A 26386-nucleotide genomic window follows, 5' to 3' on the forward strand; every position below is an offset into this window, starting at 1 on the left:
AACGCACTCTAAAACCGGAAGGGCCGCTTTTGCCCACGGCGGAGGAGACCGGAGAACACCACTGTGCCATCTACGGACTGATCGCCGGGATGGCGGTCATGGCCGTCTCCCTCGCGCTGTTTATCTAAGGTCTATTTCACGCGCTCGGCGGTGGCCTTGACCGCCATGATGATGGTGACGATAACGGCGCCCAGAATAAAGCCGCACAACATCGACAAGCCGGTGTCCGCCAACCAGGCGAGGGCACCGTTGTTGATGCTCTCGGTCACGTGGTGGATAAAGCCATAAGGCTGTTCGGCGCCGAATTCGCTCAGACCCTTGACCACGATGTGGCCGCCGACCCACAGCATGGCGGCGGTGCCGATGATGCCGATGATCTTGAGCACGATAGGCATTCCCTTGACCAGCGCGGTACCCAGGGCGGAGTCACCATCGTGGCGCTTGAGCAGGGCGACGCCGATGTCATCCATCTTGACTAGCAGCCCGACGGCGCCATAGACGCCCAATGTGAGGAGGACACCAACGGTGACCAAGGCGCCGAGGCGCAGCCAGAAGGGCTGATCAATGACCTCGTTGAGGGAAATCACCATAATTTCGGCGGAGAGGATGAGGTCGGTGGTGATAGCGGATTTCACCAGGGAGTCTTCGGCGTCGGGCCCTCTTTCTTCGGCGGGCTTATCGTCTTTTTCCCCGCGGTGGAAAACAGAGTGGAAAATCTTTTCTGCGCCCTCGAAGCACAGGTAAGCACCACCGCACATGAGGATAGGGGTGAGCGCCCACGGCGCGATCCACGAAAGGATGAGCGCAATCGGCAGGATGATGACGAGCTTGTTGATGAGTGAGCCCTTGGTGATGCGCCAAATCATGGGCAGCTCACGCTGCGGCTTGACGCCCTGGACATATTGGGGCGTGACAGCGGCGTCGTCGACAACGACCCCGGCGGCTTTCACCGAAGTCTTTCCGGCCAATGCTGCCACGTCGTCGACGCTGGAGGCAGCGGAGCGGGCGATCAGGGCGACGTCGTCAAGCAGGGCAAAGAGACCACCGGCCATGGCTCACATCCTTTTAAGGTGGGGGAGAAGTACTCACCCTAGGTTACTCGGCAGGAACGAGCTCCACATTTTCTGCCCAAGTAAGGTCCATTCCCAGCGTGTGCAACCAATTCATGGCGTCATCGCCGTAGCGCGTGATGCCTTCGACGGCGGTCAGGGTCCGCTCCATGGCGCGCTCGGCCTCCTCGGCACTGATGAGGCCGTTGGAGGTGGCGGCGGCTAGCTCGTCAATATCGAGTACATCGACTGGCTCGCCAGAGGTGGAGACCAAGTCGACGTAGAGATCGCGGGTGGTCCACACGTCCCCGTCAATATCGATATCGGCAACGTCGATGTAGAAGTCCTGGTGCACATCGATGCCCTTGCGGAAGTGGAAGATGTTGGCGCGCAAGCCAAGGTCCGGCAGCAGCCAAGACTCGAGGTAGCCGAAGCGCGGGTGATTAGCGCCGCGGGCCATGTAGAGGCCAAAGTCGGTGACCCGGTAGGTGTCTACCTCGCGCTCGAAACCTTTCGGGTCGACGTTGATGTTGTCGGTGGTATTAAAGGTTTCTTGCTTGACTGGGTGCAGGTCTGTGCTCATTAGTTCACCTCGAGGTAAGCCGCGGTAGGTGGGAAGGAACACGAGGATTCAGCAGTGTTGACCGCGCCGGAAAGGACCGCCACGACGGTACCCTTGCCAGTCGTGGCACGGCCCGAGACCGTGGTTGGCCCATCGGTGTTGATGCCATTGTTGAACAGGGGAGTGGTGCCAAACTGGAAGGTGTCCAGGTTGAACCACTGAACGCGCATGGCGCCCTGCTCTTCAGCGGCGGTCGGGGTGCCCAGCGCGGTGAAGAGGAAGACTGCTTCGCCTTCACCGGCACCTGGGGCCGGCATATCGGTCGGGCCAGGCACGGCGATGGCGGAGCCCACCGAATCGCCCTGCCCGCCGATGCACTGCGCGGAGACCGTGGGCCAGTAGAACTGGCGGAAGCCGGGGTTATTTCCCTCCGGCATGGCAACGCCGCCTTCGCCGCCTTCACCGGCGGTGAAATTAAGGGCGGTGAGGATGGCGCTGCGGGCCTCCTGCGGGATCCATGGCTGTGCCGCGAAAGCACGAACGCGCTCCTGCGTCTCCGGGGTGGGACGGCCGAGGCTGTCCAACGGGTTGCTGCTCTGTGGGATATTCACGAGCGAGGAGAGGTCGGGGGCGCCGGCGTTTGCGGGCGTGATGCTGAGTAGGCCCATCATCACGGCAGCAGTGAGTCCGGCGACGCCACGACGGGCGGAGCGGGAAGAGTGCTGTTCGGAAAAGGCCATGGAAAATCCTTGTGTGTGGGTGGGGGCGTGACGGCAGAAACTAAATCACATGCGTCACAATAGTATCTGCTGCCACAATATTCACTTTTTTGATGTAGTCAACTCTTAATAGAGGACTACTGTGCGGTATGTCGGGTGTTGATATCAATTCGTTACATCCCGCAGCGCTCTGCGGGATCCTGCGCGATGCTGCACATCAAAGAGCTAGAGAGTATATTTAAGGGCCGTTCACATCGCTAACGCATCATGCTTTAAGGAGCACCCCACACGTGAGTAATACTGAGTTCCGTAACGTAGCCATCGTCGCGCACGTTGACCACGGTAAAACCACCCTCGTCAACGGCATGCTGGAGCAGTCCGGCGCTTTCGGCGACCATGGCGAACACTCGGATCGCGTCATGGACTCCAATGATCAGGAGCGCGAGCGCGGCATCACCATTCTGGCGAAGAACACCGCCATCCACCGCAAGGGCCTGGGCAAGGACGGCGGGGATCTCATCATCAACGTCATCGACACCCCGGGCCACGCCGACTTCGGCGGCGAGGTGGAGCGCGGTATCTCGATGGTCGACGGCGTCGTGCTGCTTGTCGACGCCTCCGAAGGCCCCCTCCCACAGACCCGCTTCGTGCTTACCAAGGCGCTGGAGGCGAAGCTGCCGGTCATCATTTGCGTGAATAAGACCGACCGCCCGGATGCCCGAATCGATGAGGTCGTTACCGAGGCCCAGGACCTGCTGCTGGAAATCGCCGCCGGCCTGGAAGATGAGGAAGCAGCAGCTGCTGCCGAGGAACTGCTGGATCTGCCGGTCCTCTACACCTCCGGCCGTGAGGGCAAGGCCTCAACCGAAAACCCGGGCAATGGCAACGTCCCGAACGCTGATGATCTGCAGGCGCTTTTCGACGTCATCTATGACGTCCTCCCTGAGCCCTCCGCCAAGGTCGACGCCCCGCTGCAGGCGCACGTGACCAACCTGGACTCCGATGACTTCCTCGGCCGTATCGCCCTGCTGCGTATCTACTCAGGCACCATCAAGAAGGGCCAGCAGGTGGCCTGGATACATTATGACGAGGAAGGGGAGATGCACACCAAGACCGTCAAGGTGGCAGAGCTCCTGCGCACCGTCGGCTTCCAGCGCCAGCCGGACACAGAGGCTATCGCCGGTGACATCGTGGCCATCTCCGGTATCTCCGACATCATGATTGGTGACACCATCGCGGACGTCGAGCACCCAGAGCCGCTGCCGCGCATCAAGGTCGACGAGCCGGCTATTTCCATGACCATCGGCGTCAACACCTCCCCGATGGCAGGCCAGGGCGGCGGCGATAAGCTCACTGCCCGCATGGTCAAGGCTCGCTTGGACCAGGAGCTCATCGGTAACGTCTCCCTCAAGGTGCTGCCGACAGAGCGCCCGGATGCTTGGGAGGTTCAGGGCCGCGGCGAGATGGCCTTGTCCGTGCTCATCGAGAACATGCGCCGTGAGGGTTTCGAGTTGACCGTCGGCAAGCCGCAGGTGGTCACCCAGGTCATCGACGGAAAGACGATGGAGCCGTACGAGATGCTCACCATCGATTCCCCCTCCGAGCACCAGGGCGCTATTACCCAGTTGCTGGCCACCCGCAAGGGCCAAATGCAGTCCATGGATGTCCGCGAGGGCGACTGGGTCCGCATGGTTTTCCGCGTCCCCGCCCGCGGCCTTATCGGCTTCCGCACTCAGTTCATGACGGAGACTCGCGGCTCTGGTATCGCCAACTCCATCTCCGATGGTCTCGATGTTTGGGCTGGCGATATCAAGGCACGCCCGACGGGCTCGCTGGTGGCCGACCGTTCCGGCCAGATCACCGCCTACGCTCTGCAGCAGTTGGCGGACCGTGGTGACTTCTTCGTGGAGCCGGGCATGGAGGCCTACGAAGGCATGGTTGTCGGCGCCAATAACCGTGATGAGGATATGGATATCAACATCACCAAGGAAAAGAAGCTGACCAACATGCGCTCCGCTACCGCGGATGCCACCGTCACCCTCGCCAAGGCTCGGACCCTGTCCCTGGAAGAGGCGCTGGAGTTCTGTGGCACCGACGAGTGCGTCGAGGTCGGCCCGAACGTCCTGCGCGTGCGCAAGGTCGAGCTGTCCTCCACCGAACGCAAGCGTGCGGCCGCCCGCGCTAAGCAGCTCAACAAGTAACCACTGGGGATGCGTGGGGCGTCGTCAAGCGCCGCCCCAGGGTGGTAAAGAAGTACTTTCCGGAATTTGAGGTTGTGTGGAGTGGACCGTTTCCTGCCTCGGCTCGGCGTTATCCTCGCAGCCGCCCTGCTGACGGCCTGCCAGGCTAACCCTGGCCCGCCGCCGGTGGTGGACGAGGATGATCGCAGCGCCACTCCAACGAATTCCAGCACCACCGCCCCGCCACCTGAGGCAGCGCCCGAAGAGGACCTTCTGCCGAAGCGCAGCACCGTGGCCATCGGGGTTGACCCGCTGCGCGGCGGCCTCAACCCGCACCTCGTGGCAAATAATTCTGAGCTGGTCAACCAGATTGCGGAGCTAGTGCTGCCCTCTGCTTTCCACGGCACCGAGATGGACACGGATGTCCTGGAATCTGCCGAGGAGATCGAAGCCCCCGAAGGCGTTGCGATGCGTGTGCGCTATACCATCGCCGCGCCATCCCAATGGTCTGATGGCACGCCGATCAGTGGTTCCGACTTTAACTATTTGTGGTCCCAGATAACTCGCACCCCGGGGGCTAAGAATGTTTCTGGCTATCGGGCGATCTCGGCTGTGCGGACCTCCGGCAATGGGCGGGTGGTGACCGTGGACTTCGACCACCGCGTCGAAGACTGGCACAAACTTTTTGCCCATCTTTTGCCCTCCCACCTTCTAGAAGACAGGGATTTCGCCTCAGTGCTGGCCGACGGGATCCCCGCCTCTGCTGGGCGCTACCTCGTGGAAAGCATGGACCGCGGGCGAGGAATCATCACGCTTAATCGCAATGACCGTTTCTGGGGAGAAGATCCCGCGAACATCGACGTCATCCAGCTGCGCGCGGTTCGCGATACCGCGCAAGCGGTGAATATGTTGCGCTCGCGGCAGATCGGTTTTGCTGATTTCACCCCGCAACAGACCACCCTGGAGAGCCTGAGCCTGCTCAGCAATGTCAATACCGGTGTGGTGACACGGCAACGCCAGCTCCGCTTGGAAATGTCCGCTGCGGAGGGCGCTCTCAACGAGCAGCCCCAGCGCCGCGCATTGGCTTCGCTTCTCGATACCGACCAGATAGCCCGCTTGGCCACCGGCCGTGCCTCAGAGCTGGAGCCTGGGAACAACCCCTTTGACAGTAACGCGGAACTTGCCCCACTGCGGGAGCGGGCGGGACGCAAGCCCGTGCGCATCGGTGTGGATCCTCAAAATCCCACGGCCTTGGCGGCAGCCACCACCATTGTGGACGTGCTGCAAGCCAAGGCTATTGACGCGGAGGTCGTCACCGAACGCCTGACTACAATTACCTCGGATCTGCTTCCGGCGGGCAAGGTTGATGCCGTGGTGGCGTGGGATGAGAACGGCAGGGATGCGATAACCTTGGCCAATTACTTCGTGTGCGCAACGCCGACGCGCCCAGCGGCAACGCTGTCGGGATTCTGCCCAGAAAATTCCGCAGAGTCAGCCCTTGACATTCTTTCAGGCGAACTGGATTCCGAGGCCGCCGAAGAGCGGGTAGAGCACCTCAACAAGGAAGAAGTGCTCTTCATCCCGCTGCTCAATGAGGTGCGAGTCCACGCTTTGGGCAAGGGTATTGTTGGCCCCGGACAAAGCATTAAGGACTGGGATTCCGGTCTGATTAGCGCACCGCAGTGGAGGAAAGACGATGATTAAGGATCTCGCGGGCTACCGCGTCGTGGCTGTTCACGCTCACCCGGATGATGAGGTGCTCTTTACCGGCGGCACGCTGGCGGACTTGTCCGCGCGCGGCGCGCAGGTCACCGTGATTACCGCAACGCTGGGTGAGGAAGGCGAGATCATCGGCGAGCCTTACCAAGGCCTGGCAGAAACCGATCAGCTGGGAGGTTTCCGTGCTTGGGAGCTCAAGCACGCGCTCGACGCGTTAGGGGTCGAGGGCATTCAGCTGGGCGGATTTGGGCACTTCCGTGATTCCGGGATGGAAGGCTCGCCCGCTCACGAGAATCCGCGGGCCCTGGTGAACCGTGTGGACGACGCCGCAGATTTATTGCGTAGCCACCTTGCTGCGCTGCGACCACACGCGGTGTTGACTTATGGTCCAGACGGTGGCTACGGGCACCCCGACCATATCGCCGTGCACAAGGCCGTGCATGCGGCTGCTGCGCCTGAGCAGCGGATCTGGTGGGCCGTCTTCGAGCGCACCGCGCACTATCGCGGCCTCGAGGCTGTCACACCTCCCGAGGGCTGGAGCCTGCCGGACAAGGAGTACCTGGACAACTTCACCAACGCTGGCTGCGATATCACCTACGAGCTCACTGACGCGGCTCTCAGCGCCAAGCGTGCGGCGATGCTGGCCCACGCCACGCAGATCTGGCTTGCCGACGGCTCCCTCACCACCGTCAACCCGCACGCCGCCCAGGCAGGGCTCAAGGATCCCGCGGAGGTTCCCGCAGCCTATGCCTTGTCAAACTTGCTCACCATGCCTCTGCTGCGTCAAGAGTTCTACCAATTGGGGCAGGGTGAACCACAGGATTCATTGCTGGGGGAGAAATGAACGAGCGCGCCATTCGCACTGATTTCTCCCGCGGCGAGCAGGTAGGGGGCCTAGTGTGGCTCGTCTTAGGCGCACTCTGCTCGCTGACTCTCGAGGTGGTTTATCTCACTGCTCGTCTGCCGTGGCCCGGCGAGTCCGGGATGGCCTTTCCCATCACCATCCTCATTGCATTCTGGTTCAACGGAGTGTTGACTCGCACAGCCCGCCTGTGGAGTGAGAATCCCTACATCGCCGGTGTGCCCGGGCTGGCGTGGGTGGGAGGATTTCTCGCGTTCATGCTGGGAGCCGCCATCGGTGACGGTAGCCTGCTGCCCAATAATATTCTCAGCCTGCTGCTGTTCGCCGCGGGAATCGCGGGTAGCGTTTGGCCATTTTTCGCCTCGGAGTAGCATACTGTTAGTCGTAGAAAACCCGTGACACACAGGAGTTTAAACACCTTATGACTTACACCATCGCGCAGCCTTGCGTCGACGTGATGGACCGCGGCTGCGTTGAAGAGTGCCCGGTCGACTGCATCTACGAGGGCAAGCGCATGCTCTACATCCACCCGGACGAGTGCGTGGACTGCGGCGCCTGCGAGCCGGCTTGCCCGGTGGAGGCCATCTTCTACGAGGATGATGTCCCGGATGAGTGGCTGGATTACAACGACGCCAACGCCGCCTTCTTCGATGACCTCGGCTCCCCGGGCGGTGCAGCTGCACTCGGCCCGCAGGACTTTGACGTGCCGATGATCTCTGCGCTCCCGCCCCAGAACCAGGAGTAGAACATGAGCCGCACGCCGCTTGGACACACACTCCCGGATTTTCCGTGGAACTCGCTCGCCGGCGCCAAGGAGAAGGCCCAGGCGCACCCAGACGGGATCGTTGACCTATCAGTTGGCAACCCCGTTGATCCGGTCGCCCCTGGCGTGCAGTTAGCACTGTCCGCAGCGGCCGAGGCTCCCGGTTACCCACAGACCCAGGGCACCCCGGAGCTGCGGGAGGCCATCGCGAAGGCGCTGCAGCGCCGCTACAACATGAATGTGGACGCGGTGCTGCCGGTCATCGGCACCAAGGAGGCTATCGCCTGGCTGCCCACTTTGCTGGGCATGCGTGGCGAGACCGTAGCTTTCCCGACGGTGGCCTATCCCACCTATGAAGTCGGTGCGCTCTTGGCCGGCGCCAAGCCCCTGCGTGCGGACGATGACTTCGAAGACGCCTCGCTGGTGTTCATCAACTCGCCGTCGAACCCGACGGGCAAGGTGTTGGGCGTCGAGAAGCTGCGTGAGATCGTCGCTTGGGCACGCGAGAACAATGCCATCGTGGCCTCAGATGAGTGCTACATGGGCTTGGGCTGGGATGATGAGAACCCGCCGGTGTCCATCCTGGATCCGCGCGTGACCGATGGGGACAATACGGGGCTTATCGCCATGCATTCGCTGTCCAAGAGCGCGAACATGGCGTCCTACCGCGCGGGCTTCTTCGCGGGCGATGCCAAGCTCATCGCGGAGCTATTGGAGCTGCGCAAGCACGCAGGGCTCATCGTGCCGGGCCCCATTCAGGCGGCCATGGTTGCCGCGCTTGACGACGACCCCTCCGAAGCCCTCCAGCGCCAGCGCTACGCCGCGCGCCGTGTAGAACTCATGCGCGCACTGACCGGCGCGGGCTTTAGAATCGAGCACTCCGAGGCTGGGCTCTACCTGTGGGCAACCCGTGGTGAGAACTGCCGCGAGACCGTTGATTGGCTGGCCGAGCGCGGCATCCTCGTGGCGCCGGGTGATTTCTACGGCCCAGCGGGCGAGCAGTACGTACGCATCGGCCTGAACGGCACCGATGAGCGGATTGCCGCAGCCGTCGCGCGCTTTGCTGAGTAGGTGGTCTTTCGCCCGCCGGCGCGGGAGGGGATTAGCCCGCGCAAGGTGATGCTCACCGGCATCGTGCCCGCCACTCCTACCTATTGGGCAGGTGAGGCGGGCGATTCCGCGTTTTCGCCTGGTACCCGCTTAGAACCTGGCACTGTGCTTCCCGGTCCAACGCTGGCGTGGTATCACCCTCCGGCGCCTGCCGAAGAACCTATTCCCTTTGGCTATCGCGTGGTGTATGAGGATGGGGACCTGATAGTCGTCGACAAGCCGCACTTTTTGCCCACGACGTCGAATGGGCGCATCGTGCGCGAGACCCTCCAGACCCGCCTGCGCGTGGACTATGGGGAGGACTCTATTGTGCCGCTGCATCGCTTGGACCGGTTGACGTCGGGGTTGGTGCTGTGTTCGCGTAATTCGCGCACGCGCGCTGCGTACCAGCAGCTTTTTCAGGAGCGGGCGGTGGTGAAGCATTATCGGGCTCGGGTGGCCGCGCCCTTCTCCTTCGACGGCACGGTGCGGCTGGGCATGCGGCGGGGGCGGGGCGAGCGCCAGGTCCGCGTGGATCCTTCCGGCACGCCTACAGTGACTCGGGTGCGCGTTCGGGGAACGGTTGCCGATGTCTGGCCGCTGACCGGGCACACCCACCAGATTCGCGTGGTGCTCAATCACCTGGGCCATCCGATCGTGGGGGATGATACCTATCCGGTGGATCGCGGGTTGTCCCTCTATGACTTTTCAACGCCGCTGCAGCTTTCCCACATTGCGATGAGCTTTAAGGACCCGCTTTCGGGCGAGAAGCGTGAGTTTAAGCTGTGAGATTGGGCGCTATTGCGGCGCGCATTTTAGTTTGCGCTGAGCGACGGACTAAACTTGTACGAAGTTTTATTCATCATAATTGAGCATTTTGTACGAAGGGCGTGTCCATGGCGGATCTGAGCTTTGCTCGCTTTGCCTCGAATCTCGGCCAGTTCATCAAGTTTGGTCTGGTCGGCGGCTCGGGCACGTTGGTCAACATTGCGACCTCGATTGTGGCTGCGAAATGCGGTTTGGCCTGGTTTGGCGCTACGCCGCATGACGCGATGTTCAATCTCTTCGGCACACAGTTCCACGTGCGTTGGTTCATGTTCTTTTCCACGATTGCCTTCCTCGTGGCGAATACCTGGAATTACCAGCTCAACCGCATGTGGACGTTCAAGTCCGTCAACAAGGTGTCCTGGCTACGTGGCTTTTTCCCGTTCCTCATCACGGGTATCGGCGCCTACCTGGTCACGCTCGCGGTGCAGTACCTGCTGATGAATCCGACCTCGCCGCTGCAGTTGCCGCCGCATATTTTCGATGACTCGACGGGCTTCCGCACGATGTACTACTGGGCCAATGCCATTTCTATCGTGGTAGCCATGCCCATCAATTTCATCTTCAATAAGCTGTGGACCTTCCGTTCGAAGCCCAAGGCACCGGTCGTGGTCCACGAGACCGCGCCGGCTTAATATCGGCCCTTCGCCCCGCCCTTCCGCCCTGCCTGCCCTTCCGCCAACCCGCTTGCCCTTCCGCAGTGCACCTGCCCCGCGCCTGCCCTTCGCGCTCACCAGCGTTGGCCGCCGGGGACTTTTACATGCTGCGGTGAGCGGGAAGGGGGGCGTCGGCAAGCAATGCTCCCTTCGCGCTCACCGGGAACCTGGCGTGGAGGCGTGCCATCGCGCTGGTGAGCGCTTAGGGATGGAAGCTGGAGGCCCGCCCTTCGCGCTCACCGGCGTCTAAAAGAATCGCTAGTTCCCGCACACGGTGAGCGTGAAGGGAGATGGCAGCGGAACCGGTGCCAGCGGCGCAGCAGGTACTAATGTTTCGGCAGGTGGGAGGATCATAGCTGCGGGTTAGTGCGGTAGTCGCCTGATTCTCCCTTTGCGCTCACCAGCGCCTGTAAAAACGAGAACCCGCCGTCCGCGGTGAGCGCGAAGGGCGGGAAGGGGATAGGCCGCGCAGTGCGGTCTAATCGTCGAGCTCGGCGTCGAGGCGGGCTTGGTCTCGACGGTGTTGATAGCGGCGGATGAAGGGTGCGAGGATGAGGACGGTGATAGCGCCAACTGCGGCGCCGGCTAGATAAGCGGAGGGAATGTGGCCGTCAGCTGGTGCATAGGCGTTGAATGCGGTACCCGCGATCATCGCGATTATCGGTATGAAGTAAATCGCCATCGCGGACCAATTACGGCCGACAAGCGGAGCGGCAACGCGTTTGCGCAGCCACGTAGTTCCGATGGTATTTCCTAAGACAGAAGGCACGATGACGAGGAAGCTCAGCATGCTCATCTGACCGGGGAGGACCCAGGCAAGGATGGCGGCGACAACGAACTCGAGGAACTGTGCAGGCGGCGCAGAGATGGCGTAGGCCTTGTAGAAAGTCTCGCGCTCGAATTCGTCGCGGGAAGCGCGGTCGATCTCGCGGAGCGTGTAGTTGGCAATGGCGTTAATCATGTTGTTCATCTCCAAAGACTTCTTCGACGGTTTTTCCTAGTTCGCGGCAGATGTCTAGCGCTAGGTAGACAGAGGGCGAGTAGTTGCCGCGTTCGATATTGGCGATAGTTTGGCGGGATACGCCGGCTCGTTCGGCGAGTTCGGCTTGGGACATCTCGAGCCAGCGCCGCCATTTGCGGACCATATTGTGATGCTCGGCCATGTGGCTTCCTTTACAGTATGTCGTGCTTGCGTGACCAAGTGTAAAGAATGCTTGTCATAAATTCAAGAGTTACATACACAAGTGCCATGTCCAATAGGGTTGCGTCACCACAGCCGGCAACGTCGGATTCCGTCCTTTGAGCTGCTCAAGCATGGTTTTGATGAGTAGAACGGCGTCGTCGAGGTGGTAGCGGATATCGTCAGCAGTAAAGCGCAAAACCGTATACCCATGAGCTACTGCTGCGTTCTGTTTCGAGCGATCTGCCTGAAACGCACGACTATGTTTGTGGTGCTCCCAGCCGTCGACCTCCACGATGAGTTTGCCAATCTTCAGGTCAAAGCGGTAGCCCGCAATGAGCGCGTTGTGCTCAGGAAAGATTCCGTCTGCGCTAAGGCCTCGACTGAGCTGGCGCTCCGGCACGCTGTCCGTACCGATGGGCGTGCGGCGTATCGTCTCTTTCAAACGCCGAGGGACCCGACGCATTCTCCGCCGGTCATTGTCCAAACGCTCAGGGCCAGTCTTGCCGCGATAATATTCTTCCAGCAGTTGTCTGCAGTTAGCGGCCATACGACGAGCTGCCCACAGCACCTGAACAACAGGCAGGCCATTCACCTTTGCAGTAGCCGCCAGGCGTGAATGTGTCACCCGAAAATTCTTGCCCTTGAGCGTGCGCGGACCTTCGGCTTCCAGTGGAAAGGTCAGCTTCCTCCCCAAGTGAATCTCCTGCGCGGTCTTGCCCGTGAAATGTATTCGACTGAGCCCGTGCGCCAGAGCCCGCGCCACAGCTAGCGGCGACCACTCGTCGCTATAAATCCCACGGTGCACGCGAAAGAGCGTCCCCGCGCGAAGCTTCCGCCTGATTGCCTCCTTGCTCAAGCCTTGCTCGCGAAGCTCCGCGGTCGTCCATGCCTTCATGAAGCTCAAGGTATGCAGTGCTTAACGACGTGTCGACGGTCAATTTCCCGCCTGTGGATAACTCAGCCCCGAGACGCTGATTTCGGCGGTAAAGGTTGTCGTGTCCGCAATTTAGGTAGTCTTACTTCCCTTAAAACCTCTTCGCGCTCACAGGCAGCCTTGGACAGGCTGCCCGATTGATGTCGGTGAGCGCGAAGGATCGGGAGGGGCATTGGATATGACGGCTTCGGGGCCGCGTACCCTTCGCGCTCACGAGGAGGCCTCGGCCGTTGTGCTAGCCATCGTTGGTGAGCGCGAAGGGGTGGAGCTGCGGTGTGAAGGCGCGTGCTTAGGGGATTATTCACGCGATATGCCCTTCGCGGCCACGGGGGAGCGGGGAAGCAGCGCGACGTCGTGCGCCGGTGAGCGCGAAGGGAAGGAGGGGCCGGTAGTGAGGCGCAGCGCGAGGGGGAGAGGGGCGGTGCGAAGGGTGTGGGCCGGCTAGCGGGCCTCGAGCTCCTCGGCCGTGGGCAGGGGCAGGCGAGACGTCGGGGCAATCCCGCGGGCCTTGGCGTTGATGACGCCGGCGATAGCCAGTACCACGAACATGGCGGCGGCGGAGAAGAGTTGGATGCGGGCGGAGGCGTCGCTAAGCATGAGCACCGCGATGGCCGCAAAGAGCGCCAGGGCGAACCACGTGAGATACGGGTAGGCCCACATACGCACCGGCAGTGGGTGGATGGCCTCGAGCTGGGGGCGCAGGCGCAACTGGCTCACCGCGATGAAGACCCACACGATGAGCAGCGAAGCACCAGCGGCGTTCAGCATGAAGGAGAGTAGCCATCCGGTATCCGCATAGTTGAGAACAACCATCACCGCGGAAAGAATGACAGACAGCGCGATGGCGGCGGTTGGCACGCCGCGGCGATCTGTTGCAGCGAAGAGCTTGGGTGCCTCACCGCGGGAGGCCAGCGAGTGCATCATGCGCGAAGAAGCGTAAATCTGCGCGTTGAAAGCAGAAAGCAGTGCGAGAACGATGACTACTTCCATGATGGCGGCCGCGCCTGGGATTCCCGCGCGGTCCAAGACCATGGTGAACGGCGACTCGGCGGCCGACTGCGCGGAGCCGAGCGAGGAATAGGGCAGGAGGAAGGTGATGACGAGGACAGAGCCCAGGTAGAACACCGAAATGCGGGTAATGGTAGTGCGCACGGCGTTGACGAGGGATTTCTCGGGATCCTCGGATTCCGCCGCAGCGATGGCGACGACCTCGATGCCACCGAAGGCGAAAGCTACGGCGAGCAGACCAGCGGCCACACCACCGAGACCGTTGGGCATGAAGCCATCGGTAAGGAAAACAGACGTGCCGATGAAGGTATGGCCGGGAAGCAGTCCGAAAATCAATAGTGCGCCGATAATGAGGAAAGCAATGATGACGGCAACCTTAATGAAGGCGAACCAGTACTCGAACTCGCCGAACAAGCGCACGCGCAAAAGGTTGATGGTTCCGAAGAGGGCCACGCAGATGGCAGCGGGGATCCAGGGCGGGCAGTTAAACCACGCGCCGATGAATCCGGCGGCGCCGGTGATTTCCGCGCCAAGGACAGCGACGGTGGCGAGCCAGTAAATCCAGCCCTGCGTAAAGCCTGCCCAGCGGCCGATGCCGTGCTCCGCGTATTCGGAAAAGGAGCCGGATGCGGGGATGACCGTGCCCATCTCACCGAGCATCTGCATGACTAGGATGGCAAGGAAACCAGCGATGAGGTAGGCCAAAAGGACCGCGGGGCCGGCGGCAGAAATGCCTACACCGGTGCCTAAGAAAAGGCCAGCACCAATGGTGGAGCCCAGCCCCATCATGGTCAGGTGGCGGACCTTCAAGCCGCTGCCGAGTGAGCGAGAGGAGGAATCGTTTTGAGCAGTCACCTTTAGCATTCTAGGCCGCGGCTGTCGGCGGTAGGGCATCGAGGGGTGCCCGTGGCGCAGGGACGTGGGCGAGGGAATGAATCTGGGATCACGAAAGGCCCCCGCAGAAACGGGGGCCTCAAGCAGCAGCGCTTAGTTCTTGTGCAGGTCCTCGTTGAGAGCCACAGCCTCAGACTTCCAATCGACGGCCTCGACGGCGCCGGTCACGGAGTTGCGGCGCAGCAGCACGCCGGAAACACCAGAGAACTTGGAACCCTTGATGGTGTCGCCCTCAGACAGGCCTAGGGCCGCCGCGATCTTGCCAAAGACGGCAATCTTGGTGCCGGCGGTGACGTAGAGGCCGGCTTCGACGACGGCGTCGTCGCCAAGCGAAATGCCCACGCCGGAGTTCGCGCCGAGCAGGCAGCGCTCACCGATGGAGATGACCTCCTTGCCGCCACCGGACAGGGTGCCCATGATGGAGGCGCCGCCGCCGATATCGGAGCCATCGCCCACGACGACGCCTGCGGAAATACGGCCCTCGACCATGGAGGCGCCCAGGGTGCCGGCGTTGAAGTTGACGAAGCCCTCGTGCATCACGGTCGTGCCCTCAGCCAAGTGGGCGCCTAGGCGAACGCGGTCCGCGTCACCAATGCGCACGCCGGAGGGGACAACGTAGTCCACCATGCGCGGGAACTTATCGACGGAGTAGACCACGACCGGGCCGCGGGAAGCGAGGCGGCCGCGGACCATCTGGAAATCGGCAACCGCGCAGGGGCCGTAGTTGGTCCACACGACGTTGGCCAGCTTGCCGAAGATCCCGTCTACGTTCAGGCCGTGAGGCTTGACTGCGCGGTGGGAGAGCAGGTGCAGGCGCAGGTAAGCGTCGTAGGTGTCGGCGGGAGCCTCGTCCAGGTCCTTGATAGAGGTCTCCACCGCGATGCGGGCGACGCCGCGCTCCTCGTCGGGGCCCACCAGGTCAGCGAACTGCTGCGGAACCTCCTCCAAGCGCTCGGTGCCGCTGGCTTCTACAGAGATATCGGTGTGAACTGCGGGGAACCAGACGTCCAGGACGGTGCCGTCGTGGGTAATGGTTGCCAGGCCGCGTGCGGATGCTGAAGTCATAGGCTCACACCCTAGCAGTTACGCGTCCGCCCCGCGCCTTGAGTTACCCGGGAGTAGGTGGAATATCACAACCAGGGCCACGGTCAGGATGAGGACGGCGAGGACTTGGTTGCGGGCGGAGGGATCGAAAAGCATGAGAATTGTAAGACCCACCAGCGCCAGGGCGGTGATCCATGGCAGCCACGGGAAGCACGGAACACGCAGCGTAGTGAGGTCTCCATTGGCCTTCATCTGAGGGTGCAGCTTGATGTAGGAAGCCACGATGAAGCACCAGATGATCAGCAAACAACCGCCCACCGCGTTGAAGAGGAAGGCCAGAAGCCCCGGCGGGTTCCAGTACTGCAGAGCTACCGATGCAAAGGCGAAGACGATGGAGAGCACCACCGCATAAATGGGGGAGCCGGACGCGTTGGTCTTCAAAAAGACGTGGTGCGCGCTGTGGTCCTTAGCCATGTCATAGACCAAGCGGGAGGTGGCGTAGATCTGCGCGTTGAAGGCGGAGAGCAGCGCCAGGGCAATGATCGCCTCCATGAATCCCGCGGCGAAGGGGATTTTCGCGGCCGCAAGGACCAACGTGAAGGGCGAGTCCGCGGCCACATCGGCGTCCTGGATAGAGCTGAAAGGCAAGGCCATGGTGATGACCAGGATGGAGCCGATGTAGAAGACCATGATGCGCACGATGATGGCGCGCACGGCAGTGGCCACGTTGTGTGCGGGGTCTTCGGACTCAGCTGCGGCAATGGTGACCAGTTCGATGCCACCGAATGCGAAAGCCACGGCGAGCAGGCCGGCAGCAAAGCCGGGGCCGCCATTGGGGAGGAAGTTCTCCGTAAAGTTGTGGCCCGCCACCGAGAGATCCATACCCGGCAGGATGCCCAGTGCCATGAGCACGCCGATGCCGAGGAAGGCCACGATGGTGGCAACCTTGATGATGGCGAACCAGAACTCGAATTCGCCGAAGCCGCCCACGGCGGCAAAGTTGACGATGGCGAAGAGAATTACGGCCACCAATGCTGGAATCCAGGGGTCTACCCCGAACCAGTTGGAGACGATTGCCGCGGCACCAGTAATCTCTGCGCCCATCACCATGACCAGCATGAACCAGTAAATCCAGCCCAGCGTGAACCGCGCCCACGGCCCGAAAGCCTGGCCCGCATAAGTGGAGAAAGCACCCAACGAAGGGCGGGCGGCGGCCATCTCACCGAGCATCCACATCACCAAGGCGATGAGCACACCAGCCACCGCATAGGAAATAAGGACGGAAGTGCCGGAGACCTGGATGCCCAGGCCGACGCCCAGGAAGAGGCCCGCGCCCACCGCGGAGCCGAGCCCCATCATGGTGAGGTGGCGGGTTTTGAGTTGAGTGGCCGCAGCCATAGGGAAATCACCTTCAACGCTGTTGATTGTTTGCAACGGGAAGTACTTTACGCAATGCACTAAGCAACCGGGGGCGCTAGCATGGCGGGTTGTGACTTTAAATCTCTTCTCCGATCCCATTGAGCTGACCAAGGCCTTGGTGGATATCCCCAGCCCTTCACACCACGAGCAAGCGATCGCCGATGCGGTCGAAGAGGCTCTGCGTGGTCTGGACCAGAGCAAAGTAGAGGTGGAACGCTACGGTAACACCGTCTGTGCCCGGACGAATCGGGGCTTTAAAAGCCGCGTGGTCCTCGCCGGCCACATCGATACCGTGCCCTTAGCCGATAACGTGCCCCACACCATGTCGGAGGACGGCAGCATCATGTATGGCTGCGGCACCGTTGACATGAAGTCCGGCATGGCTGTCTACCTCAACGCTTTTGCGCAGCTGTACAACTCCGATGAGCTCAAGCACGATCTCACGGTCATTGCCTATGAGGGCGAGGAGGTCGCCACCGAATTCAACGGTCTGGGCCACCTGCAAAAGGATCACCCGGAGTGGCTGCAGGGAGACCTAGCCCTGCTGGGTGAGCCTTCCGGCGCCATGATCGAAGCCGGCTGCCAGGGCACCATCCGCGTGCGCGTGACCGCCCACGGCACCCGCGCGCACTCGGCACGCGCCTGGCTCGGCTCCAATGCGGCGCATACCTTGGCACCGGTGATGCTCAACGTGGCCAACTACCAGCCGCGCGACGTCGAGATAGACGGCTGCGCCTACAAGGAAGGCCTCAACATCGTCCACCTCGAATCCGGCGTGGCCACCAATACCATCCCGGATGAGGCCTGGATGTTCGTCAACTTCCGTTTCGCCCCCGACCGCAGCTCCGAGGAGGCGCTGGCGCACCTGATGGAGGTCCTCGGCGAGCACGAGAACATCACCGTGGAGGTCGATGACATCGCGGGTGCGGCCTTGCCCGGTTTGGGCCAGCCGGCGGCACGCGCGCTTGTCGACGCCGTCGGCGGCAACGTCCGCGCCAAGTATGGTTGGACCGATGTGGCCCGTTTCTCCGAGATGGGGACCCCAGCCGTCAATTTCGGCGCCGGGGATCCGGGCTTTGCCCACAAGAAGGACGAGCAAGTACCCGTCGTTCAGATCACCGAAGTCTCGACCGCACTCTTGAATTACCTGAAGGGATAAGACCACTATGACGCCTGAGCAACTGCGCACTCTGCGCGGACCTCTTCTCGTGCGCACTGCTGGAGAGCAGTCCTCCACCTTTGACCAGCGCCTGCTGCAGTCCGGTGCGGATCATGAGTGGCAGCACGCCGATCCCTGGCGCGTCCTGCGCATTCAGGGCGAGTTCGTGGACGGCTTTGACGCGCTGGCCAAGCTGCCCAAGGCCGTGACCGTCTTCGGCTCTGCGCGCACCCCGGAGGATGATCCGAATTACCAGCTGGGCGTGGCTTTGGGCCGCCGCCTAGTAGAGGCCAAGTACGCCGTTATCACCGGCGGTGGCCCCGGCATCATGGAGGCGGCCAACCGCGGCGCGCATGAGGCCGGCGGGCTGTCTGTGGGCTTGGGCATCGAGCTGCCGCACGAACAGGGCCTGAACCCCTACGTGGATCTGGGTCTTAACTTCCGCTACTTCTTCGCCCGCAAGACCATGTTCCTCAAGTACTCCCAGGCCTTCATCTGCCTACCGGGTGGCATGGGCACCATGGATGAATTCTTCGAGGTCATGTGTATGGTCCAAACCGGCAAGGTGACCAACTATCCCATCGTGCTCATGGGCACCGAATATTGGTCCGGTCTGGTGGAGTGGATGAAGAAAACCTTGGCCGAGGGCGGGTTCATCAACCCTGAAGACCTTGATCTCTTCTTGATCACCGACGATATCGACGAAGCCGTCGCCCACATCTTGGCCGCGCACAAGGTGATGTCGGACAAGCGCTTGCGGGAGCAAGAAAACAAGTGACCCAAGCGCACAACCTCGCGCGGGTCATGGCGATTGTGAACCGCACACCCGACTCCTTCTACGACAAGGGCGCCACCTTCGAGCTCGACCCCGCCATCCAGCGCGCTGAGCAGGCGCTTGACGACGGCGCCTCCATCATCGACATCGGCGGAGTCAAGGCCGGCCCGGGTGAGCACGTCGACGCGGCCGAGGAGATCGAGCGCGTCGTGCCCACCATCGCGGAGCTGCACTGCCGCCGCCCGGAGGCGCTGATTTCCGTGGATACGTGGCGCGCTGAGGTAGCAGAAGCGGCTATCGCCGCCGGTGCTGGTCTGGTCAACGACACGTGGGCCGGCTGGGACCCTGAGCTCATCGAGGTGGCTGGCCACCACAAGGTGGGCTACGTGTGCTCGCACACCGGTGGCGTGACCCCACGCACCCGCCCGCATCGTGTGCACTTCGACGATGTGGTCGCCGATGTCATCACCGAGACCACGCGGCTAGCTGAGCGCGCCGCCGACCTCGGCTGTCCGGAGGAGTTGACGTTCATCGACCCGACACACGACTTTGGCAAAAACACATTCCACGGTTTGGAGTTGTTGCGGCGCATAGAGGAGATCGTGGCGACGGGCTGGCCGGTGCTCATGGCCTTGTCGAACAAGGACTTTGTGGGTGAGACCCTCGACCGCGCCGTGGACCAGCGCGTCGCGGGCACACTGGCGTCAACGGCATGGTCGGCGGCACGGGGCGTCGCGGCATTCCGGGTCCATGAGGTGGCCCCGACACTCGATGTCATTCGCATGACCGCCGCCATCCAGGGCCAGATGGCGCCCTTGGCGACGACCCGGGGGCTAGCCTAAGCCATGTCTGTCAGCGTTTCTGTAGTCATCCCTGCGCTTAATGAGGAGCGCACCGTCGCCCACGTGGTGCGCTCCTGCCTGGCTGACGATCCGTTAGAGGTCATCGTCGTCGATGCCGACTCCACCGATGGGACCGCGGCACAGGCAGCCGCGGCTGGGGCTCGGGTGTGCAATTGGCGCGACGTGGTGGAGGAGCCGCCGCAGCCTGGCAAGGGCGAGTCCTTGTGGCGCGGGGTGGCCGCGGCCCGGGGCGAGGTCGTCGTCTTCATCGATGCGGATTTAGAATCCGCCGCCCCCGGCATGGTGACCGCGCTAAGTGAGCCTTTTGTGGACCCCCACGTGCAGCTGGTCAAGGCGCGCTATACACGCAGCCTGAACGGTCAGCCCACAGGTGGCGGGCGGGTCACGGAGCTGAGCGCCAAGCCGCTTCTGCGCATGTTTTTCCCAGAGCTCGCGCACATTGATCAGCCTTTGGGCGGGGAGTATGCGATTCGCCGCGATGCGGCTGTGGGGTTGCCTTTCGTCGCGGGCTATGGGGTGGAAGCGGGGTTACTGATAGACGTCGCCAAGCGCCACGGCCCCCACGCCATCGCCGAAGTGGACCTGGGCACTCGCGCCCACCGCAACCGCCCGCTCCATGAGCTATCCCCGATGGCCGATGTAGTTTCGCGCACCATCCTCTCCCGCGCGGGCGTGGTTGGGCCCGTTGCCCAACGACCGCCGCTGCTGGGTAAGATTTAGCGCATGTTGTCCTGGATGCTGCTGTTCGTTGTCCTCATCGCTCTCGTGATCATTGGCACGTGGGCGTGGGGAAGCCTGGTGGGGCGGGGACCTGTTATGGAGGCCCCCGACAAGGCTGTGGACACCGACTATGAAAATCTGTGTGCCCTCGACGAGGGGCGTTTCGACGACCTGCGTTTCGACGTGGTCGCGCGCGGCTACCGTCAGGACCAGGTGGATGCCCTCCTAGCTGCGGTGGAGCGCCGTTTAAAGGCAGCGCCGGCGACAGCGTCTGACGCTTCTTCCGAACCTTCGGCTTAACCCTTTGACTCGTCCTTGGACGAGGCCTTGAGGGAGTTTGCGGGGAAGCCTGTGGGAACGAGCCTGCCGCCGTCGGCTGAAAAAGGGCTAGACTAGAGGGACGTACAAAACTCAGTCGAAGGAGACTCAATATGGCAGCGATGAAGCCCCGTACCACTGGTGGAGAGATGGAAGCGGTAGAGGAGTCCCGCAAGATTGTCATGCGCATTCCTTCTGACGGGGGTGGGCGCATTGTTATTGAGCTCAGCAAAGAAGAAGCAGCGGAGCTGGGTTCACTCCTCGTAGCAGTTTCTAGCTAGTCTAGGAGCATGCTTTCACATATCGTCGATATTCTGGCCGATCCCGCCGATGGCAGCGCCCTGCAGGGTGCGGATGATTTTTCCCGCCTCGTGTCGGAGACCGGCCATTCCTATGATGTGGCCAAGCAGGGCTACGTCACGCTGGCAGCCGGTGCCGGTTTGAAGCACCAAGGCGATGATGCCGCGATGGTCAACGCCCGCGAAACCTACCTGGCCATGGGACACTTTGCTCCCTTCGTGGAGGCAGTCACCGGTGCGGTGCAGGATTCTCTGGAGACCCAGGATGCGGCTGAACATGCGGCTGGCCTGAATGCGGACACCGCCCCTGCGCTCCTTGAGGTCGGCGCGGGTACGGGTTACTACCTCGCACACACCCTTGATTCGATTGAGGGCGCACGCGGCGTTGGCCTGGATATCTCTACGCACGCGGCTAAGCACCTGGCCAAGTCGCATGAGCGAGTTGGCGCCGTGGTTGCGGATGTATGGGAGCGCCTTCCGCTAAAGGATGATTCGATTCACGCCATTTCGGTGGTCTTTGCCCCGCGCAACCCGGCGGAGTTCCAGCGCGTTCTCGCACCGGGCGGGGAGGTCATCGTGCTGACTCCACAGGCGGGCCATCTGGACGAGCTGCGGGAGCCTCTGGGCATCCTCGGCGTGGAAGAAGGCAAGGTGGAACGCCTTTACGCGCAGGCGGAAGGTTTCTTGGAGCAGGCGGCCGACCCGGTCGATATTTCCTTCCCCATCGTCTTGGATAAGGCCTCCATCGCCGCACAGGTTGGTATGAGCCCGTCGGCGCGCCACATCAGTCCGGAAGAGCTGGCAGAGCGCATGGCCTCCTTGCCGCAGTCGCTGACCGTGACGGCTCACGCTCGCCTGGATCGCCTGCGCTCGGCCTAATTGCTGACGCTCCTTTTTAGGGCCTTCCTTCGCTGCTTCTCTTCGAAACCACCCTTCGCGCTCACCGGCAGCGCCCGCGGTGGTTGTTTGATGTCCTCGGTGAGCGCGAAGGGGGCTTGCAGCTGCCCAGTCCGCCGTGGTCTCCCTTCGCGCTCACCGGGGATGAGCGTGGAGGAAGTTTATGGTCCGCGGTGAGCGCGAAGGGCGGGGTGAGGCCCGGCCTGGCTCGTTGTGGCTCTGATGTTGCGTGGTCTTGTCGGCGCTCGAAGGCATCTGCATAGACCTCCGCCTCAATCTCCTTTCGCGCTCACCGGCAGCGCCCGCGGTGGTTGTTTGATGTCCTCGGTGAGCGCGAAGGGTAGGGGGCGCATTAAAAAGAGGACCGAGACAACTCGGTCCTCCTCCTATATGCCGTCTCGCAGTCGATGCGATTAGGAGCGCTTGGTACCCTTGCGGCTCCACGATTGCTCAATGACAGCTTCGCCATCGGTGCTGACCTCGATGGCGGAGCAACCACCATCGAAGTAGACACGGGAGCTCATGGCCACCAAACCGCCGTCGACGAAGACCTCAACGCTGGCACCATCCTGAATGACGGTGAGGGTATCCGAATCCCCCTCAGCCAGCGGCGCTACCGCAGGAGCGGAGTCCTTGAAGTAGTTATCGAAGGCCTTGGACATGGAGCGGTCCAGACTGATTTCTTCACCAGTATGGCGAATGACCGCAGCGGTATCGCCAGAGCCGTCCTTCAGCGTCACGGTCACGCTCGAACCCGTAGGTACTTCGAGGACGCCCGTCCAAGACTGTGCGTAATCCGAAAGCTTTACAGCATCCGGCAGCCCCTCCGCCGGGGTTTGGAACAGCACGCCGCCCTGTAGCGTCACCGCGCGCGGCAGGGACAAGCTATTAGCCCAGCCCTCAGCCTCCCACGTGGGGTGCTTGGTGGCATCATCGCCGCGGCCGTTGCCGTTGAGCAGACCGAGGATGACTGCGCGGTCGTAGCGGCAATCCTGCGGAATTGTTCCGGTCGTGGTGTTGGTGTTGCGCGGACGGGAGAAATCATGGCCAAAGTCCACGCGCTGGAAGCCCTTCGCCACGGTGAACACAGTGCCATCAAGGCGGCCCACGATATATCCGGAGACATCGCGGCCCTCGCGTTCCAAGGTCACGAAGAGAACGTCGTAAATTTCCCTATCCACCTCGTCGCGCAGGCGTACCAGACGCGGTGAAACCACCGGCGGGATGGGAGAGGTGGCCGGGACTTCGCCCTCCTTAAAGCCAGGATCACCATCGAAGCTCAAGGGGCCGAGGAGCGTCCAGGATTCGCCATTGGGGCTGTCCAGGATTACCGGTACTGGTGCGTCGGAATGCCCGGTCAGCGCCAGCATAAGCCAGCCATCGTGTCCCTCTTCGCGGTCTTCCTTAGCCCAGTCCGGGACCACGGAGGGCGAGCGGAAGCGGTCATAATTGGTGTGGGCGCCTACGGCTTCCCCGAAGCGGACAACGTCTGGGTCGAGCGCCGAAGGGTCATCTGACACGATGCATTCATCGGCGTAGTCGGTGTAGCGCGCCAAGCGCACGCTAGTGCCGACCGAGGTCACCGAAGTGAAATACAGGTTGAGAGCGTCCTTTCCTTCCGCCACGGATCCTGCACGCAGCGATAGCTCGCCGCCGACGGTGGCGAGGACGTCGTCGCACTCCAGCCACTCGAAGGCCGTTTCCTCAGAGGTGGAATGGCCCCAGCGCGCAGGCTGGCCGGCATCAGGACGGTACTGGTGGAACAGGTGCCAGGTATGACCGTCCCGAACGATTCCTGCGGGGGCCTCGAGGATCCCGCTATCGGGAACGAAGTGAAGTTCTGGGCGATGGTGCGTTTCTTTATGCGTCACGGCAGTCCTTCCTACATTAACGAGCGGTAAATGTCCACGGTCTGCTGCGCGATGGTAGCCCACGAGAAGTCCTCGATGGCGCGCTGGCGGCCGGCGGAACCGAAGCGTAATGCCAGCTCTTTATCGGCGGCGACACGGTTCACAGCGGCAGCCAGATCAGCTTCAAAGGTGGCTTCGTCATTTACGTCATAGTTGACCAGAACGCCGGTTTCGCCGTCCACGACGACCTCAGGGATGCCACCCACATTGGAGGCCACAACCGCGGTGCCACAGGCCATTGCCTCAAGGTTGACAATCCCCAGCGGCTCATAAATAGAGGGGCACACGAAAACGTCCGCACCGGAGTAGACCTGCTTGATCTGCTCGCGCGAGAGCATGTCCTTGACCCAGTACACGCCGTCACGTTGCGCGCTCAGTTCCTCCACGAGGGCTTCGGTCTCTGCCGCAATCTCCGGTGTGTCCGGCGCGCCAGCACACAGCACAAGCTGAATGTCTGCATCAAAGCTCTGGGCAGCCTTGAGCAGGTGCTTGACGCCTTTCTGCCGAGTAATCCGGCCCACGAAGGCAACGATGGGACGCTGCTTGTCGACGCCCAGCTCATCCAGCACCGTGGATTCACCCGGCTGCCAGACCTGAGTATCAATGCCGTTAAGGACTACATGGACCTTGTCGGCGTCGATGCGGGGGTAGGCATCCAAGATGGAATCTTTCATCCCGGCCGACACGGCGATGACGGCATCGGCATATTCCATAGCGTTCTTCTCGGACCACGAGGAGATCTCATAGCCACCACCGAGTTGCTCGCGCTTCCATGGGCGGTGCGGTTCGAGCGAGTGCGCGGTGACCACGTGGGGGATGCCGTATAGGCGGCCGGCAAGGTGGCCACCTAGACCGGTGTACCAGGTATGGGAGTGAGCCACATCGATATCAGAAGCGGCATTGGCCATACGCAGACCCGTGGAAAGCGTCTGCACGGCGGCATTGGCCTCCTTCAACGCAGGATCAATGCCATGTACAAAGACGTCCTTCTCATCGCGTTCAGAACCCATGCAGTGCACAGAGACATCAATAATCTCGCGCATGAAGCGCGTGAGCTCTGCGACGTGGACGCCCGCTCCGCCATAAATCTCTGGCGGATACTCCTTAGAAAATATTCCGGCTCTCATACTCGCCAGAATACGGATTATCCACAGCTCGCGCTAAACCTTGATGGACAGGTCGGTGCGGTGGTTCGTCGGAAAGCAGCGGGCGAGGTGTGAGGTGGACAATGGGGGGGTAGAAACAAACGCACTTCTTCTGCGCGATCCAGAAAACGTCTATAAATTGGGTGGTGTGAGAAGCCTTCCTAATGTCCTTGCTATTGTCCTTGCCGGCGGCGAGGGAAAGCGCCTCTTTCCGCTGACGGAAGACCGCGCTAAGCCCGCCGTTCCTTTCGGTGGTTCCTATCGCCTGATCGACTTCGTGCTGTCGAACCTTGTCAACGCCGGATTCCTCAAAATTGCTGTGCTGACCCAGTACAAGTCCCACTCTCTGGACCGCCACATCTCCCAAGCGTGGAACCTGTCTGGTCCGACTCCGCAGTACATCGCTTCCGTGCCCGCTCAGCAGCGCCGCGGTAAGCGCTGGTACAACGGTTCGGCCGATGCGATCCTGCAGTCGCTGAACCTCATCTATGACGAGAAGCCGGATTATGTCATCGTCTTCGGTGCTGACCACGTCTACCGCATGGACCCAGCGCAGATGGTGGAGGAGCACATCGCGACTGGCCTGGACTGTTCGGTGGCGGGCATCCGCGTCCCGCGTTCTGAGGCTTCTGCCTTTGGCTGCATTCAGGCGGATGGGATGGGTACGATTACGGAGTTCGTCGAGAAGCCTGCCAATCCTCCGGCGACCCCGGACGACCCGAACATGACCTACGCCTCCATGGGCAACTACGTTTTTACCACGCAGGCGCTTATCGACGCTTTGCTGGAAGACGAAAAGGATGAGGACTCCGCACATGACATGGGCGGCAACATCATTCCTTATTTTGTGGAGCGTGGGCAGGCGCATGTTTATGACTTCATGGCCAATGAGGTGCCCGGTGCCACGGAGCGTGACCATGGCTATTGGCGTGACGTTGGCACCATCGACTCCTTCTATGAGGCACACATGGACATGATTTCGGTGCACCCGATTTTCAACCTGTACAACCGTTCGTGGCCCATTCACTCCACGGATGATTCCAACTTCCCGCCGGCGAAGTTCGTGCAGAACGGTATTGCGCAGTCTTCGATGGTGGCTCCGGGCTGCATCGTCTCCGGTGGTACGGTGCGCAACTCCGTGTTGGCTTCAGACGTGCACGTGGCGGATGGCGCGACGGTGGAAGGCTCCGTCATCCTGCCAGGCGTGCGCATTGGCCGGGGCGCGGTAGTTCGTCATGCCATCTTGGATAAGAACGTGGTGGTCAGCGACGGGGCCATCATTGGTGTTGACCGCGAGCGCGATGAGGAGCGATTCAAGGTGTCTGAGGGCGGCGTGGTTGTCGTGGGCAAGAACGTAAAGGTCTAAGCCGCGAGACAGCGCAGCGCCTTAAGCG

The 26386-nt window shown here is 61.9% G+C and carries 27 protein-coding genes; 16 read left to right on the plus strand and 11 right to left on the minus strand.

Features of this window, described 5'->3' with window-relative positions:
• Nucleotides 1-131: 131 nt before the first annotated feature.
• From HMPREF2896_RS07055 to HMPREF2896_RS07065, 3 genes are read right to left on the minus strand one after another with little or no spacing between them, the layout of a single operon-like run.
• Complete coding sequence (locus HMPREF2896_RS07055; protein WP_070718708.1) at nucleotides 132-1052, minus strand: DUF808 domain-containing protein; 921 nt, start codon at nucleotides 1050-1052, stop codon at nucleotides 132-134.
• 43 nt (nucleotides 1053-1095) lie between these two features.
• Nucleotides 1096-1632: a ribonuclease FAU-1 family protein gene (locus tag HMPREF2896_RS07060; protein WP_070718713.1), complete on the minus strand. Its 537-nt coding sequence runs from the start codon at nucleotides 1630-1632 to the stop codon at nucleotides 1096-1098.
• Nucleotides 1632-2351 carry an Rv1157c family protein gene (locus HMPREF2896_RS07065; protein WP_070718718.1) on the minus strand — a complete coding sequence of 240 codons (720 nt, stop codon included), beginning with the start codon at nucleotides 2349-2351 and terminating at the stop codon, nucleotides 1632-1634. Before HMPREF2896_RS07065 ends, HMPREF2896_RS07060 begins: the two co-directional genes overlap by 1 nt.
• Before the next feature lie 269 nt (nucleotides 2352-2620).
• Between HMPREF2896_RS07065 and typA the strand changes: the two genes are divergently transcribed.
• From typA to HMPREF2896_RS07105, 8 genes are all read left to right on the plus strand, one after another.
• Nucleotides 2621-4531, plus strand: a complete 1911-nt coding sequence (typA, locus tag HMPREF2896_RS07070; RefSeq protein ID WP_070443198.1) for a translational GTPase TypA — start codon at nucleotides 2621-2623, stop codon at nucleotides 4529-4531.
• A gap of 81 nt (nucleotides 4532-4612) precedes the next feature.
• Entirely contained in the window at nucleotides 4613-6214 is a 1602-nt protein-coding gene (locus HMPREF2896_RS07075) for an ABC transporter family substrate-binding protein (RefSeq protein WP_070711775.1), read from the plus strand.
• Nucleotides 6210-7073: a PIG-L family deacetylase gene (locus HMPREF2896_RS07080; RefSeq protein ID WP_070718811.1), complete on the plus strand. Its 864-nt coding sequence runs from the start codon at nucleotides 6210-6212 to the stop codon at nucleotides 7071-7073. Before HMPREF2896_RS07075 ends, HMPREF2896_RS07080 begins: the two co-directional genes overlap by 5 nt.
• Nucleotides 7070-7462, plus strand: a complete 393-nt coding sequence (locus HMPREF2896_RS07085) for a hypothetical protein (RefSeq protein WP_070443195.1) — start codon at nucleotides 7070-7072, stop codon at nucleotides 7460-7462. Before HMPREF2896_RS07080 ends, HMPREF2896_RS07085 begins: the two co-directional genes overlap by 4 nt.
• Before the next feature lie 50 nt (nucleotides 7463-7512).
• Nucleotides 7513-7836, plus strand: coding sequence for a ferredoxin (fdxA, locus tag HMPREF2896_RS07090; protein ID WP_070443193.1), 324 nt, complete (start codon nucleotides 7513-7515; stop codon nucleotides 7834-7836).
• 3 nt (nucleotides 7837-7839) lie between these two features.
• Nucleotides 7840-8925: a succinyldiaminopimelate transaminase gene (gene dapC, locus HMPREF2896_RS07095; protein ID WP_070718721.1), complete on the plus strand. Its 1086-nt coding sequence runs from the start codon at nucleotides 7840-7842 to the stop codon at nucleotides 8923-8925.
• A complete protein-coding gene (locus HMPREF2896_RS07100) occupies nucleotides 8926-9732 on the plus strand; it encodes a pseudouridine synthase (protein WP_070718722.1) in 807 nt (268 codons plus the stop codon). It begins immediately after the preceding gene.
• A gap of 107 nt (nucleotides 9733-9839) precedes the next feature.
• The gene (locus tag HMPREF2896_RS07105) at nucleotides 9840-10403 is read left to right on the plus strand and encodes a GtrA family protein (RefSeq protein ID WP_070718725.1); all 564 of its coding nucleotides are present in this window, start codon (nucleotides 9840-9842) and stop codon (nucleotides 10401-10403) included.
• A gap of 499 nt (nucleotides 10404-10902) precedes the next feature.
• Here HMPREF2896_RS07105 and HMPREF2896_RS07110 read toward each other — a convergent pair whose 3' ends face one another.
• The 6 genes from HMPREF2896_RS07110 to HMPREF2896_RS07140 all read right to left on the minus strand — a co-directional run bounded on the left by HMPREF2896_RS07110 (nucleotide 10903) and on the right by HMPREF2896_RS07140 (nucleotide 16885).
• Entirely contained in the window at nucleotides 10903-11385 is a 483-nt protein-coding gene (locus HMPREF2896_RS07110; protein WP_070645320.1) for a hypothetical protein, read from the minus strand.
• Nucleotides 11378-11587 carry a helix-turn-helix transcriptional regulator gene (locus HMPREF2896_RS12980; protein WP_070443181.1) on the minus strand — a complete coding sequence of 70 codons (210 nt, stop codon included), beginning with the start codon at nucleotides 11585-11587 and terminating at the stop codon, nucleotides 11378-11380. The genes HMPREF2896_RS07110 and HMPREF2896_RS12980 overlap by 8 nt, the downstream gene beginning before the upstream one ends.
• A gap of 69 nt (nucleotides 11588-11656) precedes the next feature.
• On the minus strand, nucleotides 11657-12502 hold the full coding sequence (locus HMPREF2896_RS07120) for a type IV toxin-antitoxin system AbiEi family antitoxin domain-containing protein (protein WP_070718727.1): 846 nt from the start codon (nucleotides 12500-12502) through the stop codon (nucleotides 11657-11659).
• A 480-nt stretch (nucleotides 12503-12982) separates the two neighbouring features.
• Nucleotides 12983-14413, minus strand: a complete 1431-nt coding sequence (locus HMPREF2896_RS07130; RefSeq protein WP_070718734.1) for an amino acid permease — start codon at nucleotides 14411-14413, stop codon at nucleotides 12983-12985.
• 123 nt (nucleotides 14414-14536) lie between these two features.
• Nucleotides 14537-15508, minus strand: coding sequence for a 2,3,4,5-tetrahydropyridine-2,6-dicarboxylate N-succinyltransferase (gene dapD / locus HMPREF2896_RS07135; protein ID WP_070718739.1), 972 nt, complete (start codon nucleotides 15506-15508; stop codon nucleotides 14537-14539).
• Nucleotides 15509-15526: 18 nt separating this feature from the next.
• Nucleotides 15527-16885, minus strand: coding sequence for an amino acid permease (locus tag HMPREF2896_RS07140; protein ID WP_070718742.1), 1359 nt, complete (start codon nucleotides 16883-16885; stop codon nucleotides 15527-15529).
• A 91-nt stretch (nucleotides 16886-16976) separates the two neighbouring features.
• Here HMPREF2896_RS07140 and dapE point away from each other — a divergent pair, with 91 nt between their 5' ends.
• The 7 genes from dapE to HMPREF2896_RS07175 all read left to right on the plus strand — a co-directional run bounded on the left by dapE (nucleotide 16977) and on the right by HMPREF2896_RS07175 (nucleotide 21919).
• Nucleotides 16977-18065, plus strand: a complete 1089-nt coding sequence (dapE, locus tag HMPREF2896_RS07145; protein WP_070718744.1) for a succinyl-diaminopimelate desuccinylase — start codon at nucleotides 16977-16979, stop codon at nucleotides 18063-18065.
• A gap of 7 nt (nucleotides 18066-18072) precedes the next feature.
• On the plus strand, nucleotides 18073-18843 hold the full coding sequence (locus tag HMPREF2896_RS07150) for an LOG family protein (RefSeq protein ID WP_070645270.1): 771 nt from the start codon (nucleotides 18073-18075) through the stop codon (nucleotides 18841-18843).
• Nucleotides 18844-18869: 26 nt separating this feature from the next.
• Nucleotides 18870-19682: a dihydropteroate synthase gene (gene folP / locus HMPREF2896_RS07155; RefSeq protein WP_210388752.1), complete on the plus strand. Its 813-nt coding sequence runs from the start codon at nucleotides 18870-18872 to the stop codon at nucleotides 19680-19682.
• Nucleotides 19683-19685: 3 nt separating this feature from the next.
• Complete coding sequence (locus tag HMPREF2896_RS07160; protein WP_070718749.1) at nucleotides 19686-20423, plus strand: glucosyl-3-phosphoglycerate synthase; 738 nt, start codon at nucleotides 19686-19688, stop codon at nucleotides 20421-20423.
• A 3-nt stretch (nucleotides 20424-20426) separates the two neighbouring features.
• Nucleotides 20427-20723 (plus strand): DivIVA domain-containing protein, encoded by a 297-nt coding sequence (locus HMPREF2896_RS07165; protein ID WP_070443162.1) that lies wholly within the window; start codon nucleotides 20427-20429, stop codon nucleotides 20721-20723.
• 131 nt (nucleotides 20724-20854) lie between these two features.
• Entirely contained in the window at nucleotides 20855-21022 is a 168-nt protein-coding gene (locus HMPREF2896_RS07170; protein WP_010187237.1) for a DUF3117 domain-containing protein, read from the plus strand.
• Nucleotides 21023-21031: 9 nt separating this feature from the next.
• Nucleotides 21032-21919 (plus strand): methyltransferase domain-containing protein, encoded by an 888-nt coding sequence (locus tag HMPREF2896_RS07175; RefSeq protein WP_070645263.1) that lies wholly within the window; start codon nucleotides 21032-21034, stop codon nucleotides 21917-21919.
• 431 nt (nucleotides 21920-22350) lie between these two features.
• On the opposite strand, the gene HMPREF2896_RS07180 is transcribed toward HMPREF2896_RS07175, so the two are convergent.
• Together HMPREF2896_RS07180 and glgA are read right to left on the minus strand one after the other, a co-directional pair.
• The gene (locus tag HMPREF2896_RS07180) at nucleotides 22351-23808 is read right to left on the minus strand and encodes a GH32 C-terminal domain-containing protein (protein ID WP_070645261.1); all 1458 of its coding nucleotides are present in this window, start codon (nucleotides 23806-23808) and stop codon (nucleotides 22351-22353) included.
• A gap of 11 nt (nucleotides 23809-23819) precedes the next feature.
• A complete protein-coding gene (glgA, locus tag HMPREF2896_RS07185) occupies nucleotides 23820-24974 on the minus strand; it encodes a glycogen synthase (RefSeq protein WP_070443156.1) in 1155 nt (384 codons plus the stop codon).
• Between the two features lie 166 nt (nucleotides 24975-25140).
• Here glgA and glgC point away from each other — a divergent pair, with 166 nt between their 5' ends.
• Nucleotides 25141-26358 (plus strand): glucose-1-phosphate adenylyltransferase, encoded by a 1218-nt coding sequence (gene glgC, locus HMPREF2896_RS07190; protein WP_070443154.1) that lies wholly within the window; start codon nucleotides 25141-25143, stop codon nucleotides 26356-26358.
• Nucleotides 26359-26386 lie beyond the last annotated feature (28 nt).

This window comes from Corynebacterium sp. HMSC069E04 (assembly GCF_001813175.1).
Lineage (GTDB): Bacteria > Actinomycetota > Actinomycetes > Mycobacteriales > Mycobacteriaceae > Corynebacterium > Corynebacterium aurimucosum.